Annotated in this window: 17 protein-coding genes, 1 tRNA gene and 1 pseudogene; 8 read left to right on the top strand and 11 right to left on the bottom strand. The window is 69.9% G+C overall.

Annotation, left to right across the window (positions count from 1 at the left end):
* The first annotated feature begins 60 nt into the window (after positions 1-60).
* From NQO67_RS15425 to NQO67_RS15415, 3 genes are all read left to right on the top strand, one after another.
* Positions 61-876, top strand: coding sequence for a carbohydrate ABC transporter permease (locus NQO67_RS15425; protein WP_255950537.1), 816 nt, complete (start codon positions 61-63; stop codon positions 874-876).
* A 39-nt stretch (positions 877-915) separates the two neighbouring features.
* Positions 916-2322, top strand: coding sequence for an ABC transporter substrate-binding protein (locus NQO67_RS15420; protein WP_255950536.1), 1407 nt, complete (start codon positions 916-918; stop codon positions 2320-2322).
* 188 nt (positions 2323-2510) lie between these two features.
* Positions 2511-3065: a hypothetical protein gene (locus NQO67_RS15415; RefSeq protein ID WP_255950535.1), complete on the top strand. Its 555-nt coding sequence runs from the start codon at positions 2511-2513 to the stop codon at positions 3063-3065.
* 64 nt (positions 3066-3129) lie between these two features.
* Here NQO67_RS15415 and NQO67_RS15410 read toward each other — a convergent pair whose 3' ends face one another.
* A complete protein-coding gene (locus tag NQO67_RS15410) occupies positions 3130-4365 on the bottom strand; it encodes a type III PLP-dependent enzyme (protein WP_255950534.1) in 1236 nt (411 codons plus the stop codon).
* A pseudogene (locus tag NQO67_RS15405) lies at positions 4362-4943 on the bottom strand (IucA/IucC family C-terminal-domain containing protein); the annotation flags it as partial. The pseudogene NQO67_RS15405 and the gene NQO67_RS15410, both read right to left, overlap by 4 nt.
* On the opposite strand from NQO67_RS15405, the gene NQO67_RS44575 reads away from it, so the two are divergent.
* Together NQO67_RS44575 and NQO67_RS15400 are read left to right on the top strand one after the other, a co-directional pair.
* Entirely contained in the window at positions 4902-5468 is a 567-nt protein-coding gene (locus NQO67_RS44575) for a phosphotransferase (RefSeq protein WP_374119001.1), read from the top strand. The pseudogene NQO67_RS15405 and the gene NQO67_RS44575 sit on opposite strands and share 42 nt — an antisense overlap.
* Positions 5363-5938, top strand: a complete 576-nt coding sequence (locus NQO67_RS15400; RefSeq protein ID WP_374119007.1) for a phosphotransferase — start codon at positions 5363-5365, stop codon at positions 5936-5938. Before NQO67_RS44575 ends, NQO67_RS15400 begins: the two co-directional genes overlap by 106 nt.
* A gap of 9 nt (positions 5939-5947) precedes the next feature.
* Here the strand turns inward: NQO67_RS15400 and NQO67_RS15395 are convergent.
* Positions 5948-6046: transfer RNA gene (locus NQO67_RS15395), tRNA-OTHER, on the bottom strand.
* A gap of 248 nt (positions 6047-6294) precedes the next feature.
* Between NQO67_RS15395 and NQO67_RS15390 the strand changes: the two genes are divergently transcribed.
* Together NQO67_RS15390 and NQO67_RS15385 are read left to right on the top strand one after the other, a co-directional pair.
* Positions 6295-6963: a sortase domain-containing protein gene (locus NQO67_RS15390; protein ID WP_255950532.1), complete on the top strand. Its 669-nt coding sequence runs from the start codon at positions 6295-6297 to the stop codon at positions 6961-6963.
* 505 nt (positions 6964-7468) lie between these two features.
* Positions 7469-8776 carry an MFS transporter gene (locus tag NQO67_RS15385; RefSeq protein WP_255950531.1) on the top strand — a complete coding sequence of 436 codons (1308 nt, stop codon included), beginning with the start codon at positions 7469-7471 and terminating at the stop codon, positions 8774-8776.
* Between the two features lie 197 nt (positions 8777-8973).
* Here the strand turns inward: NQO67_RS15385 and kdpC are convergent, their stop codons facing one another.
* From kdpC to kdpF, 4 genes are read right to left on the bottom strand one after another with little or no spacing between them, the layout of a single operon-like run.
* Positions 8974-9585, bottom strand: coding sequence for a potassium-transporting ATPase subunit KdpC (gene kdpC / locus NQO67_RS15380; protein WP_255950530.1), 612 nt, complete (start codon positions 9583-9585; stop codon positions 8974-8976).
* A gap of 6 nt (positions 9586-9591) precedes the next feature.
* Positions 9592-11724 carry a potassium-transporting ATPase subunit KdpB gene (gene kdpB, locus NQO67_RS15375; RefSeq protein ID WP_255950529.1) on the bottom strand — a complete coding sequence of 711 codons (2133 nt, stop codon included), beginning with the start codon at positions 11722-11724 and terminating at the stop codon, positions 9592-9594.
* Positions 11721-13382, bottom strand: coding sequence for a potassium-transporting ATPase subunit KdpA (gene kdpA, locus NQO67_RS15370; protein WP_255950528.1), 1662 nt, complete (start codon positions 13380-13382; stop codon positions 11721-11723). The genes kdpB and kdpA overlap by 4 nt, the downstream gene beginning before the upstream one ends.
* Before the next feature lie 8 nt (positions 13383-13390).
* On the bottom strand, positions 13391-13468 hold the full coding sequence (gene kdpF / locus NQO67_RS15365; RefSeq protein WP_305125883.1) for a K(+)-transporting ATPase subunit F: 78 nt from the start codon (positions 13466-13468) through the stop codon (positions 13391-13393).
* Between the two features lie 431 nt (positions 13469-13899).
* On the opposite strand from kdpF, the gene NQO67_RS15360 reads away from it, so the two are divergent.
* The gene (locus NQO67_RS15360; RefSeq protein ID WP_255950525.1) at positions 13900-14931 is read left to right on the top strand and encodes a hypothetical protein; all 1032 of its coding nucleotides are present in this window, start codon (positions 13900-13902) and stop codon (positions 14929-14931) included.
* A gap of 28 nt (positions 14932-14959) precedes the next feature.
* Here the strand turns inward: NQO67_RS15360 and NQO67_RS15355 are convergent, their stop codons facing one another.
* The 4 genes from NQO67_RS15355 to NQO67_RS15340 form a co-directional block, all read right to left on the bottom strand.
* Positions 14960-16198, bottom strand: a complete 1239-nt coding sequence (locus tag NQO67_RS15355) for an MFS transporter (protein WP_255950524.1) — start codon at positions 16196-16198, stop codon at positions 14960-14962.
* A 22-nt stretch (positions 16199-16220) separates the two neighbouring features.
* On the bottom strand, positions 16221-17036 hold the full coding sequence (locus NQO67_RS15350; protein WP_255950523.1) for a PIG-L deacetylase family protein: 816 nt from the start codon (positions 17034-17036) through the stop codon (positions 16221-16223).
* Complete coding sequence (locus tag NQO67_RS15345; protein WP_255950522.1) at positions 17033-18178, bottom strand: glycosyltransferase family 4 protein; 1146 nt, start codon at positions 18176-18178, stop codon at positions 17033-17035. The genes NQO67_RS15350 and NQO67_RS15345 overlap by 4 nt, the downstream gene beginning before the upstream one ends.
* Positions 18179-18283: 105 nt before the next feature.
* A complete protein-coding gene (locus tag NQO67_RS15340; RefSeq protein ID WP_308295666.1) occupies positions 18284-18856 on the bottom strand; it encodes a helix-turn-helix domain-containing protein in 573 nt (190 codons plus the stop codon).
* Between the last annotated feature and the right edge of the window lie 35 nt (positions 18857-18891).

Raw genomic sequence — 18891 nt, 5'->3', positions numbered from 1 at the left:
GCCCGCACGCGCACCGGGCGCCGCCGTCCTCCCAAGTCACTGAGCCGGCCGAGCACCACGGTGAGCACCTTCACCTACGTGTGGCTGGTGCTGGCCGCGGCGGTGCTGCTGTTCCCGGTGCTGCTCACCGTCATCGGCGGTCTGCTGCCCGAGGGGCAACTGGTGCGGCAGCCGCCGGCGCTGCTGAGCGGTCACTACTCGTTCGGCAACTACAGCGCGGCACTGCGGCAGACGGTCGTGCCGCTGATGCCCGCGCTGTTCAACTCGCTGTTCGTGGGCCTGGTGATCATGCTGGCGCACCTGGCGACCTCGTGCCTGGCCGCCTACGCGCTGGTGTTCGTGCGGATGCCGCTGCAAAAGCCGATCTTCTGGCTGTTCCTGGCCACGATCATGGTGCCGTACGAGTCGATCGTCGTGCCGAACGTGCTGTTCGTCCGCAGTCTGGGCCTGGAGAACAACCGCTGGAGCCTGGTCCTGCCCTTCCTGGCCAACGGGTTCGGCGTGTTCCTGATGCGGCAGGCGTTCAAGCAGTTCCCCACCGAACTGCGGCAGGCGTCCCTGATCGATGGCTGCGGCCATCTGCGGTTCCTCTGGCAGATCGTGTTGCCGTCGGTGCGTCCGTCGCTCACCGCGCTCGCGGTCTGGTCGTTCCTCCAGGGCTGGAACATGTACTTCTGGCCACTGATCATCTCCTCGTCCAACAACTCCATGAACACGCTCCAGACGGCGGTGTTCGCTCTGAAGGCCGACGGAAGCGGGACCCAGCACGCGCTCGTCCTCGCCGGGGTCACCCTCACGTTGCTCCCCACGCTGCTGCTGGTGATCTTCGGCCAGCGGTGGCTCGTACGCGGCTTCATGGCGGGAGCCGTGAAGTGATCCCCACCCATGCTTGATCATTTCGAGGAAGGAAACACCGTGCGGAACAAGCTCCGCCGCAGCGCCTGCGCGCTCGCACTCGCCCTCACCACGGCCATGGCAGCCGGGTGCTCGTCCGCCGCGAACTCGTCCGACTCGGACGACTCCGGCGCCACCACGGCGCCCGGCGCGGACGCGCTCAAGGGCAAGGGAGAGGTCGACGTCTCGTTCTGGCACGCCATGAGCGGCGTCAACGGCGACACCCTCAAGAAGCTGGTGGACTCGTTCAACCAGCAGCACAAGGGCAAGATCAAGGTCACCCTGAGCTACAAGGGCCAGTACGACACCGCACTGGCCTCCTACAAGAACGCCTCGTCCCAGCAGCGCCCGAACCTGATGCAGATGTACGACGTCGGCACCCGGTACATGATCGACTCCAAGACGGTCGTCCCCATACAGTCGTTCCTCGACACCGACGGCACCAAAGCGTCCGACATCCAGCCGAACATCGCCGGTTACTACACCGTCGACGACAAGCTGTACTCGATGCCGTTCAACACCTCGATGCCGCTGCTCTACATCAACCGCGAGGCGTTCGAGAAGGCCGGCCTCGACCCGGACAAGCCGCCGACGACGCTCGACGAGATCAGGACCGCCGCCGAGAAGATCAAGAAGACCTCGGGCGAGACGGTCCGCTACGGCTTCGGCGCGACGCTCTACGGCTGGTTCTTCGAGCAGTGGGACGCCATCGCCGAGAAGACCCTGTGCAACGCCGACAACGGCCGCACCGGGCGCGCCTCCAAGGCCACCCTCGCCACCGACACCAACGTCAAGCTGCTGACCTGGTGGCGGAAGATGGTCGACGACGGCCTGGCGATGAAGCTGGACAGCAACACCGACAACGGTGACGCGGCGTTCTCCTCCGGCACCGTGGCGATGGCCCTGGAGTCCACCGGCTCCCTCGGTGGCTTCATCCAGGGCGCGGCGACCGCGAAGAACCCCTTCAAGGTGGCCGTCGGCAACTTCCCCAAGGTCAACGCCTCCGACCCCGGCGGCCCGATCATCGGCGGCGCCTCGCTGTGGGTGGTGCGGGGCAAGGACTCCGCCAAGGAGCGTGCGGCGTGGGAGCTGACGAAGTTCCTGGCGGCCAAGGAGTCCCAGGTGACCTGGCACACCTCGACCGGCTACTTCCCGATCAGCAAGGCGGCCCTGAACGACCCGGCCGACAAGAAGTGGGTGAAGAAGCAGCCGCAGTTCGCCACCGCGATCAAGGAGCTTGAGGGCACCAAGCTGACGCACGCCACCCAGGGCTGCTCGGTCGGCGAGATGCCCGCCGTCCGCAAGGACGTCGAGAACGCCCTCCAGGCGGTCGTGCTCCAGGGCAAGGACCCCAAGCAGGCCCTGACCGCCGCGGAGAAGACCGCCGACAAGCAGATCGCTGCGTACGACGCCAAGCTCGGCGGCTGAGTCCTCGAAAGCTGCCGGCCGGACCGTTCTCGTGCCCTGCCCCGCGAGGTCCTCCCCGTGGCGGGGCCCGGTCCGGCCCGCGGCGTCCCCCCTCGGGCGGGCACGGGACCGTCGAAATTGGCGCGACGGCCGCCCGCGGCCGCTGGTACACCAGGTGATCCGGTGTCCAGCCATGGGGGAGAAGCGACATGCGCAAGATTGCCACCCTGTTCGTACGGGATCCGGAGCACCGTTCCCGCGTACTGCCCACCGTCACCCCTGGCTGTGCCTGGGTGCTCCAGGGCGAAGGCACGCCGACCAGGAAATGGGACGGCACATGCGTGATGCTCGACGCCGCCGGCGCGTGGTGGGCGCGCCGTGAGGTGAAACCCGGCAAGACGGCGCCGCCCGGATACGTTCCGGTCGAGACCGACGAGGTGACCGGCAGGACCGTCGGCTGGGAGCCCGTCGGCCAGTCCGGTTTCGCGAAGCTGCACGCCGAGGCCGTCGCCCGCGGCGACGCCACCGCGCCCGGCACGTACGAGCTGCTCGGTCCGAAGATCAACCGGAATCCGGACGGTTGGGAGAGCCACGTGCTCATGCCGCACGGCTGGGCCCCGCCCGCCGTCCAGCAGGACTGCGCGACGGCGCCGCGTGACTTCGACGGCCTGCGTGTCTGGCTGCTGGACCGGCCCTACGAGGGCCTGGTCTGGCACCACGAGGACGGCCGGATGGCCAAGCTGAAGGCATGCGACTTCCGCTGAGGCGGACGGCCCCGCCGTGGGCCTTCGCCTGCGCCGGTGTCGGCGCCTAAGCCCGTGCCCGCGCCTAAGCCCGTGCCCGCGCCTCGGCGATGAAGTGCACGGTGGGGTGCGGGTGCATGAGGAAGTCGTGGTGGGAGATGTTCCACGCGTAGGCGCCGGCCAGCGCGAAGGCGACGCGGTCCCCGGCGCGCACCCCGCCGACCGGGACCCCGCGCGCCAGCACGTCCTTCGGCGTGCACAGCTGCCCGGCGAACGTCACCGCTCCTGCACCCGTCCCGGGACGCGGCCAGGGGTACGGCCAGTCGGCCACCGGCAGCACGGCGCACGGCTGGTCGTGGCCCCGGGTCGCGGGGGTGCGCAGGTGGTGGGTGCCGCCGCGTACGACCGCGAACTCCTCGCCGTGGCTGTGCTTCACGTCGAGCACCTCCGTGGCGTACCAGCCGCAGTACGCGGTCAGCGCACGCCCCGGTTCGACGCGCAGCAGCACGTCGGGATGGGCGTGCGCGACCCGGGCCAGGGCCGCCCCGTAGCCGGCCCAGTCGAACCGGGCGGCGGGATCGGCGTAGTCGACCCGCATGCCACCGCCGACGTTGACCTCCCGCAGCGTGACGCCGTACCGCCGCCCCAGAGCGGCCGTCCAGTCGGCCACCGCCATGGCGACGGCGGCCAGTTCGGTGGCGGCCAGGCCGCTGGCGAGGTGGGCGTGCACACCGACGAGCTCCAGCTGCGGGCAGGAGCCGTCGGTGAGCATCCGCACGGCCGTGCCGGCTTCGGCGGGGTCGAGCCCGAACGGTGCCGGCCGGCCGGCCATCGCCAGCGCCCCCGACGACAGGAGTTCCCCGGGCACGGCCAGGTTGAAGCGCAGCAGGACCCCCACCGGCCTGGCACGCGCCGGTGCGCTCCGCGGCGGGTGCGCCGCGAGGTGCGCCAGGGTGCGCAGTTCGTGCAGGCTCTCGACATGGCAGCGGCGCACTCCGCGGTCGAGGGCGGCGGCGATCTCGGTGGGGGTCTTGCCCGGTCCGCCGAAGGCGAGGGGATGCCCCGGAACGGCCTTGGCCACATGGGCGAGCTCGCCTCCGGACGCGACCTCGAAGCCGTCGGTGTGCGGCGCCAGGGCGGCCAGGATCCGCGGTTCCGGGTTGGCCTTGGCCGCGTAGTACAGCTCCACGTGCGGCGGCAGCGCCGCACGGACGGCCGCCGCATGGGCGGACAGCGCGGTCAGGTCGTAGACGTAGGCGGGCAGGGCGTCGGCCGGCAGCGCACGGACGAACTCCCGCACGCGCGGCTCAGGCTCGGTCATCGGGCGGCTCCGCTCGGTAGGTCCTGGCTGCCCTGGCGGGGCACCGGCGCGCCGACCTGCGGCACGGCCTCGCCCCGTGCCGTGCCACCGGACGTGGTGCGCGGGGGAGCCAGGGGCGACGGCAGCGGCACGTACGTCGCCTGCCGGTCGGCCGCACGCCCCCAGCGGGTGAGGAGGTTGGCCTTGGCGGGCAGCGGCTCGCCCGCGAGCAGTGCGTCCAGCCGGGGGTGGCGGCCGTAGCGGGTTGCGTACCCGCTCACGGTGCGGCGCACCGCGGACCACAGCGCGCCCTCCGTGCCGGGGGACAGGTCGGCGAGCGCGGCCAGCATGTCACCGATGTTGTTGACGAACAGGCAGTAGGCCAGCCGGTTCCAGGCCTGCTCGGCGTCGTAGCCGAGCGGGCCGGCGACCTGCGGCGGTAGCTTCGCCAGCGCGGTCGCGTGGTGTTCGGGGAGCAGCTTGGTGCCTTCCAGGTCACGGAAGAGGACCTGGCGGGGGAGCCCGTCGTCCCCGACGCACACCAGCACGTTCTGCAAGTGCGGTTCGAGGACGACGCCGTGGTCGACGTACGCCGCCAGGCAGCCCCAGCCCCCGACGCCCGCGGGGTCGCCCACGCCTTCCGCCTTCCCGAGCCGACCGGCCCACTCGTGCCCCTCCGCTACGGCAGCAGCGAGACGTGGCGGCTCGACACACGACGGGACCCGTACTTCGTCAAACGCCTCGTCGTCGGGGAGTGGCGCGACCAACTGGAACGCGCGATGTCCTTCGAACGGCGGGCGGCGGAGGCGGGCCTGCCCGTGTCCGTCCCCGTCGAACCCGTCACCCCGGCCTTCGGGCTGGCCGCCGATCTCGGTGACGGCCATGGCGTGGTCCGCGTCCACGCATGGTTGGACGCGGAGCCCTGCGGGAACGGGCTGTCCCGCTGGTTCGGCGCGACCCTGGCCGACCTGCACGTGCTTCGGGCTGCCGACGACGGACCGTCGACTCCCTCTGGCGGCTGTGGTACGGCGTCAATCCGCCCGATGCGTGGGACCGTTGGCTGGCCGCGGGACACGCAGGCGACAGGTCGTGGGCTCCTGCCCTCCGCCGCCACCGCGGACTGATCGACGACCTCACGGCACGCATAGACGCCGCCTACCGCGCCGTCGACGACCACGTCGTCACCCACCGTGACGTCGTACCGCACAACGTCCTGATCGACGCGGCGCGCGGCCCGGTGCTGATCGACTGGGACACCGCAGGCCCCGACAGCGCCACTCTGGAGACGGCGGCTACGGTCTTCGACGGCGCACGTCACGCCGGGGGCGGCCAAGAGCCCGACCCCGCCTGGATCGCCGCTGCCCTGGACGCCTACCAGGCGCGCGGTGGGCAGATCAGGAGCAGCGAGTTCCTGCTCGCCCGCCGTCTCGGCGTCCATCTGGCACGCTGCGCCGAGCGGCTCCGGATAAGCCTCGGCGAGGATTCCGGCGGCTCGCTCGATCCGGCAGCCGCCGAGGAGCGCGCCGCGCGCCACCTCGCCGCCCTGCCGGAATTCTCGTCCTGGCTGCTGGACTGGTCCCGGCGACTGGTCTGAACGTAAGAGCGGAGAGGGCAGGATTCGAACCTGCGCAGACCCGCGAAGGGTCCGACCCATGAGGCCAAAGGCCCAAGGTCCCCGATAAACCACTCCGGGCACCTCTCCTTGTTTTCTGTTCCCCGTTTTCTGCTGTTTCTCTCGTTCTCTGTCCTTCGCTGTTCCCGGCTCGGTTTCCCGTGCCGGTCACATGAATACAGTGGCAGAGGTCGCTGATGCGCCCCTGACGTCTCCCTGACCGCGAAACGGAATGCGAATATTCGCGTTACCGGGGATATCCGGGATGAATCACCACACCCTTGGTACCCGCCGCGCGACAAGCGCGAGCCTGCGCCGGCGATCCTGAGGGGAGCATCATGATCCGTTTCCGGCTTGCCACGGTCCCGGTCCTGGGCGTGCTGGTGGCCGTACTCCTCGGCTTCCCCGGCAGCGCGGGCGGCATCACCACCGGCGCGTCGCACCCCGGCGCCGCAGCGTCCGCCCGCTCCGGCGCCGACCGCAGGATCGCCACCGCCTGGATGACGATCCCGGCCATCGGGATCCGGCACCTCCGCGTCATCCCCTACCGGGGCACCCCCGACGACTGGCCGGGCACCAGGATCCAGGACCGCGGACTGGCTGCCGCTCCCTACGGGAACCGCGGGGGCGTCGGGCCGGGCGACGTCGGCAACTACCTCGTCACCGGTCACCGGCTGTCCGCCGGCGGGCCCTTCCGTGCGGTCCCCAGGTTGCAGGCCGGCGAGAAGGTCTACATCACCTCCGGTGGCACGACCTACACGTACACGATCACCGACACCAGGAAGGTCGACTTCCGCTCGCCGCGCTCGCTGGCCGAACAGCGCGCAGCGGTGCCCGGATTCCCCGGGCGGAAACCCACCAAAGCCATGATCACGGTGTCCACCTGCGCCACGCTCGAGGACAACGCCGCCGGGAACTTCTGGCGCGATGCCAAGGACAACCCCCAGCACCGCATCGACAAGGTGGGCGTCCTGACCTCCCGGTCGAAGGCGTCGGGCCGCTCCTAGGTCCTGTCGTCAAACTCCCGTCGTTGCCCGAAGGGCGGCCCGGCGGCTCCCCCACTGCCTGAAGGGCGTGGGCGGTACCCCCAGTGCGTGCCTCTGGGGGTCCCCCCTGCTCGAAGAGCTTGGGGGAGTGCCGGGCGCGAGTCCGCGTACGCATGGGGGCACCTCCCACGCCGTTCAGGCAGTGGGGGAGTACGTGGGCTTGTGCCCGGTGCGGCGAGAGGGCGTGCATGACGCCGCCGGGCAGACGGGAGTTTGACGACAGGGCCTAGTTCCCCCGGCCGTCCTCCGTGCTCCCCGACGGCCCGCCCCCCCCACAACGAAACGCACATCAGTCGGTTTTGGAACGTGCCAACTCCCTTGACATCGGGCCGTTGCACCACGAACCTCTCGGAAACCCATTTGTGGATCAATGGTCCGCCTGCCCAGCAGAGGAGCCGTCATGACCACCCGTGTCCCGAGACAAGTCCCCCCAGCCGCGCCGCAACGCGGCCAGCGGTCTCGCGCAGTGATCGCCAGCACGGTGGGAACGGCCATCGAGTGGTACGACTTCTTCCTCTACGGCACCGCCGCCGCCCTCGTCTTCCCGGACCTCTTCTTCCCCGGCCACACCCCGTACGTCGGCGCTCTCGCGTCCTTCGGCACCCAGGCCGTCGGGTTCGCCGCGCGGCCCGTGGGAGCCGCGATCTTCGGCCATATCGGTGACCGTGTCGGCCGCAAGGCGACGCTGGTGGTCACGTTGCTCATGATGGGCATCAGCACCTTCCTCATGGGCCTGCTGCCGGGCTACTCGACGCTCGGCATCGCCGCCCCGGTGCTGCTCGTGCTCCTGCGCATCATCCAGGGGATCGGCGTGGGCGGTGAGTGGGGCGGATCGGTCCTGCTCTCCATGGAATGGGGCGAGCGGCGCCGTCGCGGATTCATGACCAGCTGGCCGCAACTGGGCGTGCCACTCGGCCTGCTCGCCTCGACCGGCATGGTCAACCTCATGGACTCCACGGCCGGGGACGACTTCGACAGCTGGGGCTGGCGGGTCCCGTTCCTCGCCAGCATCGTGCTCGTCGGCATCGGCCTCTACGTGCGGTTGCGCGTGATGGAGAGCCCGGTCTTCGACGAGGTCAAGAGGACCCGTGCAGTGGTGCGCATGCCGGTCCTCCAGGTGCTGCGCGAGCAGCCACGCGAGGTGCTGACCTCCGCCTTCGTCCGCCTCTCGGAACAGGCGCCGTTCTACCTCTTCATCACGTTCGTGCTCACGTACGGCACCGAGCAGGTCGGCCTGTCGCGTCAGGACCTGCTCGACGACACCATGGTGGCCGCGGCGATCGGACTGGTCGGCGTCCCCTTCTGGGGGTACGTCTCGGACCTCGTCGGCCGTCGCCTGGTCTACGGCGCCGGCATCGTCTGCGTCGGGGCGTTCGCCTTCCCCTACTTCTCGCTGCTCGACACCGCCGACTCCGGCCTGGTGCTGCTGGCCATCGTGCTCTCGCTGTTCTTCCACGACATGCAGTACGGGCCGCAGGCGGCGCTGATCGCCGAGGGCTTCGAGGCGAACCTCCGCTACAGCGGCGCGGGTCTCGGCTACCAGCTGGCCTCCGTCATCGCGGGAGGCCCGGCACCGCTCATCGCCGCCGCCATCCTGGAGGACACCGGCTCCAGCACCGGGATCAGCTGGTACATCCTGGGCTGCTGCGTCGCCGCCCTGATCGCGCTCGTGATGATGCCGAAGCCGCACCTCATGACGCTCCCTCAGGAGGACGACGGGCCCGCCGGCACCGACACCGCCACGTCCTCCGGCGGAACTCCCGAGAAGGCATAGCGAACCCGGCCGGTGCCGCCACGGTCACGCCCCGCCTGACGGCGGGACCCAGGACCCAGGACGTGACCGTGGCCGGCAGGTCCGGCCGGGGCCGCGTCCACTCCGGGGGTCGGTCGGGACCGGCGGGCCGGCGGCGGGAGCCACCGGGCCTTCGGTGTCCGGTCCGGTGGCTCCCGGCTGTCCGTTCGCCAAGCCCATCAGGGGTGGACCAGTTCCTTGAGGGCCACGTTGACCTCGAGGACGTTGACCCGCTGCTGGTCCATGAAGCCGGCCGTACGGCCCTGGGTGTGCTCCTTCACCAGCTTCTGCACCTGCGCGACGGACAGGCCGTTCGCCTGGGCCACCCGGTGCACCTGGAGGTGGGCGTAGGCCGGTGAGATGTCCGGGTCGATGGCTGAGCCGGAGCCGGTGACCGCGTCCGTGGGGACCGCGGACTCGGGCACGCCGTTGAAGTCGGCGACCTGCGTCCTGGCCTCCTTGACCGCCTTGACGAGGCGGGGGTCGCTGGCGCCGAGCTGGCTGGAACCGGTGGCCAGCGGGTCGTACCCGCTGTTGGACGGGCGGCCCTGGAACCAGTGCGGGTCCGGCCGGTCGGTGCCGGGCACGTTCCAGCTCTGGCCGATCAGCCGGGACCCGACCTCCTTGCCGTCGACCTTCACCACCGAACCGTTGGCCTGGTCGTGCAGGGCCACCTGGCCGATGCCGGTCACCAGCAGGGGATAGGCGATACCGGTCACGGCGGTGAGCGCGAGCAGCATGCGCAGGGCGGCCCAGAGCAGGCGTCCGGTGTTCGCCACGGAGAAGTCCATGTCGTTTCACCCAATCCCGGGGATCAGCGAGATGAGCAGGTCGATGATCTTGATGCCGATGAAGGGCGCGATCAGGCCGCCGAGGCCGTAGATCCCGAGGTTGCGCCGGAGCATCCGGTCCGCGCTCACCGGCCGGTACCGCACGCCCCGCAGGGCGAGTGGCACCAGCGCGATGATGATCAGCGCGTTGAAGACGACCGCGGACAGGATCGCGGAGTCCGGTGAGGACAGGCCCATGACGTTCAGCTTGTCCAGGCCTGGGTAGACGGCCGCGAACAGTGCCGGGATGATCGCGAAGTACTTGGCGACGTCGTTGGCGATGGAGAACGTCGTCAGGGCGCCGCGGGTGATCAGCAACTGCTTGCCGATCTCCACGATCTCGATCAGCTTGGTCGGGTTGGAGTCGAGGTCGACCATGTTGCCGGCCTCTTTGGCGGCCGAGGTACCGGTGTTCATGGCCACGCCGACGTCCGCCTGTGCGAGGGCCGGGGCGTCGTTGGTGCCGTCACCGGTCATCGCGACGAGCTTGCCACCGGCCTGCTCCCGCTTGATCAGCGCCATCTTGTCCTCGGGAGTCGCCTCGGCGAGGAAGTCGTCGACGCCGGCCTCGTCCGCGATCGCCTGCGCGGTCAGCGGGTTGTCACCGGTGATCATGACGGTCCTGATGCCCATGCGGCGCAGCTCGTCGAAGCGTTCCCGCATGCCCTCCTTGACGACGTCCTTGAGGTGGATGACGCCCACCACGCGGGCGCCCCGGTCGTCCTTGACGGCGACCAGCAGGGGAGTGCCGCCCGCCTGTGAGATGCCGCTCGCGATCGGGTCGGCGTCCTCGGCCGGGGCGCCGCCCTGCTCCCGCACCCAGGTCAGGACCGAGCCGGTCGCACCCTTGCGGATCCTCCTGCCGTCCATGTCCACACCCGACATACGGGTCTGGGCGGTGAACGGGACCCACTGGGCGCCGGCCAGCTCGCCCTGGTGCCTTTCCCGCAGTCCGTACCGCTCCTTCGCCAGGACGACGACGGAACGGCCCTCGGGCGTCTCGTCGGCCAGCGACGACAGCTGGGCGGCGTCCGCGACCTCCGCAGCGGTGCCTCCCCGCACCGGCACGAACTCGGCCGCCTGCCGGTTGCCCAGGGTGATCGTGCCGGTCTTGTCGAGGAGCAGCGTGGAGACGTCGCCGGCGGCCTCGACCGCACGACCCGACATGGCCAGCACATTGCGCTGCACCAGCCGGTCCATGCCCGCGATGCCGATCGCCGACAGCAACGCGCCGATCGTGGTGGGGATCAGACAGACCAGCAGCGCCACCAGCACGACCATCGTCAGATGCGTGTCCGCGTAGTCGGCGAACGGCGGCAGGGTCGCCACCGCCAGCAGGAAGACGATCGTCAGGGACGCCAGCAGGATGTTCAGCGCGATCTCGTTCGGCGTCTTCTGCCGTGCCGCGCCCTCGACCAGGCGGATCATCCGGTCGATGAAGGTCTCGCCCGGTCTTGTGGTGATCTTGACGACGATGCGGTCGGAGAGCACCTTGGTGCCGCCGGTGACCGCGGACCGGTCGCCACCGGACTCGCGGATGACCGGCGCCGACTCACCGGTGATCGCCGACTCGTCGACGCTCGCCACCCCCTCGATGACGTCACCGTCACCGGGGATGACGTCGCCCGCCTCGCAGACGACCAGGTCGCCGACGTTCAGCTCGGTGCCGGGCACCCGCTCCTCGCGCTCGCCCACGAGGCGCCGGGCGACGGTGTCCGTCTTCGCCTTGCGCAGGGTGTCGGCCTGTGCCTTGCCGCGGCCCTCGGCGACCGCCTCCGCCAGGTTGGCGAAGACGACCGTCAGCCACAGCCAGGCGCTGATCGTCCAGCCGAACCAGTCGCCGGGATCCTCGAAGGAGAAGGCCGTGGTCAGCACGGAGCCGATCCACACCACGAACATCACGGGCGACTTGACCATCACCCGCGGATCGAGTTTGCGTACGGCGTCCGGCACGGACGTGATCAACTGCTTCGGGTCGAACAGGCCGGCACCGACCCGGCTCTCGCCGGACCGGCCGCCGGTGGGGACGTCCTGGTGCGGCGCCCGGGTCGCGGTGGTGGTGGACATGACGTCCTCGGGTTTCTCGATGTCGGTGGTCATGCCAGCCCCTCGGCGAGCGGACCCAGCGCCAGGGCCGGGAAGAACGTCAGCCCGGTGACGATGAGGATCGAGCCCACCAACAGGCCGGTGAACAGGGGCTTCTCCGTCCGCAGGGTGCCGGCGGAGACAGGGGTCGGCTGCTGTGCGGCCAGCGAGCCGGCCAGGGCCAGGACGAACACCATCGGCAGGAAGCGGCCCAGCAGCATGCACAGGCCCAGCATGGTGTTGTGGTACTGCGTGTTCGCGGCGAACCCGGCGAAGGCGGAGCCGTTGTTGTTGCTGGCCGACGTGTACGCGTACAGCACCTCGGAGAAGCCGTGCGCACCCGTGTTCGTCATCGACGCCTCACCCTTGCCCAGCGCCATCGCCAGCGTGGTGCCGACCAGCACCAGCGCCGGGGTGATGAGGAGGTAGCAGGCGGCCAGCTTGATCTCGCGGGAGCCGATCTTCTTGCCCAGGTACTCGGGCGTCCGCCCGACCATCAGACCGGCGATGAACACCGCGATGATCGCCATGATCAGCATGCCGTAGAGGCCCGAGCCGGTGCCGCCGGGAGAGATCTCGCCCAGCATCATGCCCAGCAGCAGGATGCCGCCGGACAGTGCTCCGAAGGAGTCGTGGAAGGCGTCCACGGCACCCGTCGACGTCATCGTGGTCGACACCGCGAACAGCGAGGACGGGCCCTCGCCCAGCCGCTGCTCCTTGCCCTCCAGCGCGCCGCCCGCCAGCTGTGCGGCGGTGCCCGGGTGGGCGTACTCGAGCCAGGTCACGGCCACCACGGCGAGGACCCAGATGGTCCCCATCGCGCCCATGATGGCGTACCCCTGCCGGACGTTGCCGACCATCTTGCCGAAGGTGCGCGGCAGCGAGAACGGGATCACCAGGATCAGGAAGATCTCCAGCAGGTTGGTGAAGCCGTCGGGGTTCTCGAAGGGATGGGCCGAGTTGGCGTTGAAGAAGCCGCCGCCGTTGGTGCCCAGCTCCTTGATGACCTCCTGGGACGCCACAGCGCCGGGGCTGATCGCCTGCTTCTGGCCGGTCAGCGTGGTGATCGTGTGGATGTCCCCGAAGTTCTGGATCGCGCCCGCCGCGATCAGCAGCACGGCACCGACCACGGAGATCGGTACCAGGATGCGCACGGTGCAGCGCACCAGGTCCGCCCAGAAGTTGCCCAGGTCACTCGTGCGGGACCGGGCGAAGCCACGGATCAGCGCCACGGCCACCGCGACGCCGACGGCCGCGGAGACGAAGTTCTGCACGGCGAGACCGGCGGTCTGCACGACGTGGCCCATGGCCACCTCGCCCGAGTACGACTGCCAGTTGGTGTTGGCCACGAACGACGCGGCGGTGTTGAACGCCTGGTCAGGAGCGATCGGCTGGAAACCCAGGGACAGCGGCAGCTTGTCCTGGACCCGCTGGAGCAGGTACAGGAACAGCACGCCGACCGCGGAGAAGGCCAGCACCCCACGCAGGTACGCGGGCCACCGCATCTGCACGTCGGGGTCGGCACCCACCGAGCGGTAGATCCAGCGCTCGATCCGCAGGTGCTTCTCGGACCGGAAGACGGCGGCCATGTAGTCGCCAAGCGGACGGTGCACCAGCACGAGCGCGCCGATCAGCGCGATCACGAGGAGCACATCAGCAAGTACGGGGCTCATGTCGCGGCTCAGAACCTCTCGGGAAAGACGAGGGCGAGGACGAGGTAGCCGAGCAGGCCGACGGCCACGACGAGGCCGACGCCCATCTCGAGATTGGATGCGGTCTCGGCGGTCACAGCTTCGCCACCCCCCTGGCGATGAGAACCACCAGTGCGAAGACCGCGACGGTGGTCACAGCGAAGGCCACGTCGGCCATCGTGAACTCCTGAAAGGTTCGGGACAGGATCGGACTCGTCCAGGAAACGCGCTGCTCAGCCGGGTCCCCACCGTCCTTGACGGCCGCCTTACGGCGAGCCCGGCGGTTTTGACACGTCCCATACGCTCAGGCGGACCGGCCCACGGCCGGACGACGGAGAGTGGTGAAAGGGTCCGCGTTGTCGCCCCTGTGACCATCGGCTGACTCAATGCGACCAGCTGTTAGGGTGCCGTTCACGCGACCACGCCTTCAGGGGCCGGGCCAGGAGCCGTACGCATGGGATCGCCATTAGCAGGGCGTGTTCACATCTCCGTGTCGATCATGACGCATCCCCAACGCCGGGACCTGGCCGACGACCTGTGCGAGCGGCTCGGCGAGCTGGCCCCCCGGATCGTCGTCGACCCCGAACCCGACGGGCCGCCGACCGCCGTGCGCACGGCGGCTGCGGCGTGGAACTCCGCGCCCTCGGACGCCACCCATCATCTGGTGATCCAGGACGATGTGCATCCGAGCAGGGAATTCACGTCCGCGCTCGCCGATGAGGTGCGCTCGGCGCCGATGTGCTGTCTGTCCCTGTACGCCGGGTGGGCGAACCGGGTCGGCGCCACCGCACGGGTCGCCGCCCTGACCGGAAGGCGCCGGTTCCTCATCGAGGAGTCGTTCGTCCCGGCACCGGCGCTCATCCTTCCCACGGGCCTGGCCCGCGAGGCGGGTGCCTATCTGAACGCGCACATGGCGGACGCGGACCTCGGGGACTCGACCCTGCTCAGCAGCTTCCTGCGCCGGCGCGGCATCCCGGTGGAGGCGCTGACCGCGAGCCTGGTGCAGCATGACGCCCTCGGCAGCCCCAGCCTGCTGGCGAAGTCCGCCGCGAAGGGCATCCGACGTGCGGCGTGCTTCCGGGACGACATCACCGATCACACCGACTTGGACGGTCTGCTCGCCCGGCCGCCGGCACTGCCGTACGTCATACCCGACAACCGGCGCGCCGTCGTCGACGTGGGTCTTCCGGACGGGAGCTGGAAGACGCTCCACGCGGCGGAGTGGCTGGAGGGGCGCGGATACGACGATGTGCTGCCGCCCCCGGTGAAACCCCTCGTCGACGAGGGCGGCCGGGTGGTCGCCTCGTCCTCGGACCTGCGGGAGGCATGGCTGGCCGCGTTCTGCGCGGGTGTGCTCGCCGGCCCCGGCGCCCTGCCGCGCAGCTGCGAAGGTTCGGTGGCCGCGGTCGCCCTGCGGAGCCTCCTGCCCGGCTCGTTCCGCAGGGGCCTGACCGGGCCGGACGTCGCGTTGCTGACCGACATCGGCGGGCCGCTGATCGACGACGCCCTGGAGCGCAGCCGCCGGAGCTGACGTCTTCCGTTCGCGACAGCGCGCCGCGTCACGACGAAGCGCGGGACGACGCCATGTCCTCCGCGTCGCCGGGTTCCACCGGCTCCGCACCGCGGCCGCCTCCGCCGAGTACCAGGCCGACCGTCACCACGAGGAAGAACGCCGCCGGAACCCAGAAGATCCCGGGCAGCCCGAGCACGCCGACCCCCAGCGCCCCGGTGGCGCCGGCGACGATGCGCGACAGGGACTGCCCGGCGAAGAACACCGACGTCGCCGTACCGGTGCCCAGGGTGCTGAACTGCTGCAAGAACGTGGGCCCGAGCCCGAGGGTGACGGACAGCACGATGACGTGGACGACCTGCACCACGTACAGGTTCCACATCTGACCGCTCAGCGCCAGGATCGCGAAGTCCACCACGCCCACCGCGATTCCGGCGGTGACGATCCGATGGATCCCGAACCGATCGCTCAGGGCCCCGACCAGCGGCATCACCACGACCTCGCACACCGCGGAGACCGACAGCAGGCTTCCGAAGGTGACCAGGGAGCCGCCGAGGTCACCGGTCACGTACAGCGGCAGGTAGACGGACTTGAGGCCGTCTCCGCTGAGCACCAGGGCGGTTCCGGCGACGAACAGCAGCACGCTGAGCCCGGCCGCCGGCAGGCTGCGCAGGGACGCCTTCGGCTTGGCCGGCACGGTGCGCCGGGCGTCCGTGAGCGTGAGCGAGAGCGCCGCGCAGCAGAGGTACAGGCCGGCGGACAGGACGAACGCGGTCCGCAGCCCGTAGGCCGACGACACCGCCGTCCCCACGAGCGGCCCGACGACGTAGCCCAGCGCGTAGCCGCCCCTGATCGTCGCGGTGATGGTGGCGCGGGCGGTGGAGTTCTTCTCGTCCAGGGTCTCCGCAAGGCTGGCGAAGAACTGGGCGCTGACCGTCCCCAGGACCGAGAAGAACACCATGTTGATGGCGAACGCCTCCCAGATCCTCCCCGTGAAGGAGAGCAGGACCCAGCCCGCCGCGAGCCACACCATGGAGCGACGCAGGAGCTTCGTGCGGGAGGCGACGCGGTCCGACAGCCACCCGGTGCTCAGGCTCACCACGGCTCCCGCGACCGTGGAGACCGCGAACAGCCCGACGGTCCGGTTGTCGGCGTGCAGGTGCGAGCTGAGGAACAGGGACAGCAGCGGAACGGCGGACGACGTGGTCGTGCCCAGGAGCAGGAAGCAGACGAGGTACTTGCGGTACTCGGCGTCCCGCACCACCAGGGCCAGCGTGCCGGCCTTCATGCCGGGTGCCCGAGGGAAGGGTTCATCGCGTGGCTCCGCCCGTCGTCGCCAGCCCCCAGGTGGCTTCGTTGTACGCCGTTTCGGAGCGCTCCCGGGCGTACCGCTCGAGGCGCTCGGGCAGCGGCTCACTCTCGTGTCCGAGGAGCGCGAGCTGCGACTCGTAGTGCAGCAGGGCTCGGAACTTCGCGTCCCGGTCCTGCGGGTCGACCGGCTCGACGAGGTGGCCCGTGAAGGACGTGCCGGCCGGCAGCGGCGGCATCCGCGTCGTCTTCCCCCGGTAGGGCAGGTCCTCCCAGAACCTCAGTGGGATGTCGGTCCCCAGCAGCGCCTTGACGGTGGCGTCGCGCGTTCTCCAGTGGTCGACATGCCTGCCGATCGCCGCGCAGGTGTACACCGCGGCAGGGCGGAAACGCGTGGAGAATTCCCTGATGTGCTGCGCGACCGATGCCATCAGGTCGGGTTCCTCGACCTCGAGGGCCTGGCTGCTGACCGACCGTGAGGGATCGTCGACCAGCCAACGGCCGTTCGGGAGGGTCCGGTAGATGGCGTCCAGGAAGTCGGCGTGGCGCGGTGTCAGACCCAGTTCGCGCAGGGCCTTCGCGTCTTCGTCGATGCGCATCGGAACGGGATTGCCGCTCACCCCCCACGTGTCGTGGTAAACGTGCGCGGTAGCGGAGTACGGGGGGCCCGGCACACCCGCGAACACGGTCAGCACGACGACCTCGGCACCGCTTCGGGCAAGTTGGTGCAGTCGCGCACCGTACGACAGGACGGCGTCGTCGAGATGCGGTGAGACGGCCAGCACGCGTGTCGGTGCCGTCGGTCGTGCGGAGGTCATGAGGCCGCCCGGTTGGTGACGGCTTCGGCGAGCACGGCACGGGTCGAGGCCGCGAGCCCTTCCCAGCTGAACTGCCCGCTTCTGCGCCGGCCCGCAGCCCCGAGCTCGGCGCTGAGCCGGTCGTCGTCGAGCAGCCGCAGGACGCTCTTGGCCATGGCGTCCGTGTCGGCGGGATCGTGCAGGAGCGCGGCGTCCCCGGCGATTTCCGGAACGGCGGGGCGATCGGATCCGACCACGGGTGTTCCGCAGGTCATGGCGTCCAGGACGGGGAGACCGAAGCCTTCTCTGTGGGCCGGGTGCAGCAGCAGGGCCGCCGCGTTGTAGACGTGCGGGACGACCTCGTTGGGGAGCCAGTCGGTGACGGTCACGTCCTCCTGGACGCCGTATTCGCGGAGCGTGGACCACACGGGAGGGAAGTCGGCGTTCATCAACACCAGCCCGGTGGATTCCCGGACGGCCTTCGGGAGGGCGGTGTAGACGTCCAGGACACCGCGCAGGTTCTTACGCGGGTGGGTGGCGCCCACGTTGAGGAGGTAGGCACCTGTCACCCCGAGCTGTTCCCGCACGACTTCGCGGGAGACCTCGATGTCCGTGGGCGTCGTGCGCAGTGAACTTCCCAACAGGGTCACGGCGACGGGCTTGTCCGTGATTCCCCAGAGTTCCGCAACGTCCGACGCCGTCGCCTGGGACACGCAGATCACCGCGTCCGCATGCTCGGCCGCGCGCCGCCCCCACTCCTTGTAGAGGGCGAGATTCACCTCGGTGAAGAATTCTGGATGCCGCTCGAAAACCAGATCGTGAACGGTGACGACTTTGGCGCCCGGCCAGTCGAGGGGGAGGAAGAAACTCGTCCCGAGGATTACGTCGGGTGCATCCTCGTACAGGGCGGAATTCAGTACCTCTTGATGCCATCGAAAATCTCTGACCGAACGGTCCGGATAATCGGATAACTCGAAGGGGAGCCGCCGCACGGTGCAGGTTGGACTCGACTCGATCACCACGTCGGCGATCTGTCCGGTCGGCACGTAGACAAGGAGCTCGTCCTCTCCTTTTGCAAGGTATTCAACGAGCCGGGAAATGTAGTGGGTGAATCCACCGAGGCGAGCTGATCCGCTTACATAGGCGTCAATCCCAATCCGCATTTCGTGGACACTAGCACCCGCTCCCGGGGACTGTCACCCGACCGAGAAGTCGGTCTCCGGAGGCCGTGCATTCATAAGGGATGAAGGGATCTGCCATCGGCGGCTTCAGTGCGGCGGCTCTGACGCGCAGCCCGGGGAGACGGTTCGAGACGGGGTCCCGAGGCGTTGGGCCACCATCCGCCGGTAGTTCGGGCACCGCGTGAGGTCGTCGTGCGCACAGCCCAGGGCGCCTTCCAGCAACTCCAGGGAGGTCTGGGCGGCCGCGATCCTGGAACGCAGTGCCGCGGCCTCGCGGCGCAGGATGTCCCGACGGGTGGTGGGGTCCGCCGCGGCGGCGGCCAGGGCCCGGATGGTGTCCAGCGCGAGGCCGGCGTCCTTCGCCTGAAGGATCAGCGCCACGCGGGTGAGGTCGTCGGCGTCGTAACGGCGACGGCCCCCCGCGTCCCGGCCGGGGCGCAACAGGTCCATCGTCTCCCAGTGCCGCAGGACGTGGGTGGCCAGACCGAAACGGTCGGCCACGGCACCGATGGTCATCGTCGTCGTGGTCATCGCTGTGGCCGTCGTCGTGGTGCTGTCGGGGGCGCTCGACTTCATGTCGCCATTAAGGCGCAGCAGGCCGGACATGTCCAAGGCGGCGGCGACGGCGCGGGGGCTGAACAGCACCGACGACAACGCCAACGAGCGGCAGGGGAAGGCTCTTGACCCTCTTCACC

It is taken from the genome of Streptomyces odontomachi, assembly GCF_024435355.1.
GTDB lineage: Bacteria > Actinomycetota > Actinomycetes > Streptomycetales > Streptomycetaceae > Streptomyces > Streptomyces odontomachi.
This window is presented reverse-complemented; position numbering and strand designations above follow the sequence as displayed.

What these genes read in the sequence shown, in the direction of transcription:
- NQO67_RS15415 (WP_255950535.1), top strand. Translation starts at nt 2,511, where the DNA reads ATGCGCAAGATTGCCACCCTGTTCGTACGGGATCCGGAGCACCGTTCC.
- NQO67_RS15410 (WP_255950534.1), bottom strand. Translation starts at nt 4,365, where the DNA reads ATGACCGAGCCTGAGCCGCGCGTGCGGGAGTTCGTCCGTGCGCTGCCG.
- NQO67_RS15390 (WP_255950532.1), top strand. Translation starts at nt 6,295, where the DNA reads ATGATCCGTTTCCGGCTTGCCACGGTCCCGGTCCTGGGCGTGCTGGTG.
- kdpC (WP_255950530.1), bottom strand. Translation starts at nt 9,585, where the DNA reads ATGGACTTCTCCGTGGCGAACACCGGACGCCTGCTCTGGGCCGCCCTG.
- kdpB (WP_255950529.1), bottom strand. Translation starts at nt 11,724, where the DNA reads ATGACCACCGACATCGAGAAACCCGAGGACGTCATGTCCACCACCACC.
- kdpA (WP_255950528.1), bottom strand. Translation starts at nt 13,382, where the DNA reads ATGAGCCCCGTACTTGCTGATGTGCTCCTCGTGATCGCGCTGATCGGC.
- kdpF (WP_305125883.1), bottom strand. Translation starts at nt 13,468, where the DNA reads ATGGGCGTCGGCCTCGTCGTGGCCGTCGGCCTGCTCGGCTACCTCGTC.
- NQO67_RS15360 (WP_255950525.1), top strand. Translation starts at nt 13,900, where the DNA reads ATGACGCATCCCCAACGCCGGGACCTGGCCGACGACCTGTGCGAGCGG.
- NQO67_RS15355 (WP_255950524.1), bottom strand. Translation starts at nt 16,198, where the DNA reads ATGAAGGCCGGCACGCTGGCCCTGGTGGTGCGGGACGCCGAGTACCGC.
- NQO67_RS15350 (WP_255950523.1), bottom strand. Translation starts at nt 17,036, where the DNA reads ATGACCTCCGCACGACCGACGGCACCGACACGCGTGCTGGCCGTCTCA.
- NQO67_RS15345 (WP_255950522.1), bottom strand. Translation starts at nt 18,178, where the DNA reads ATGCGGATTGGGATTGACGCCTATGTAAGCGGATCAGCTCGCCTCGGT.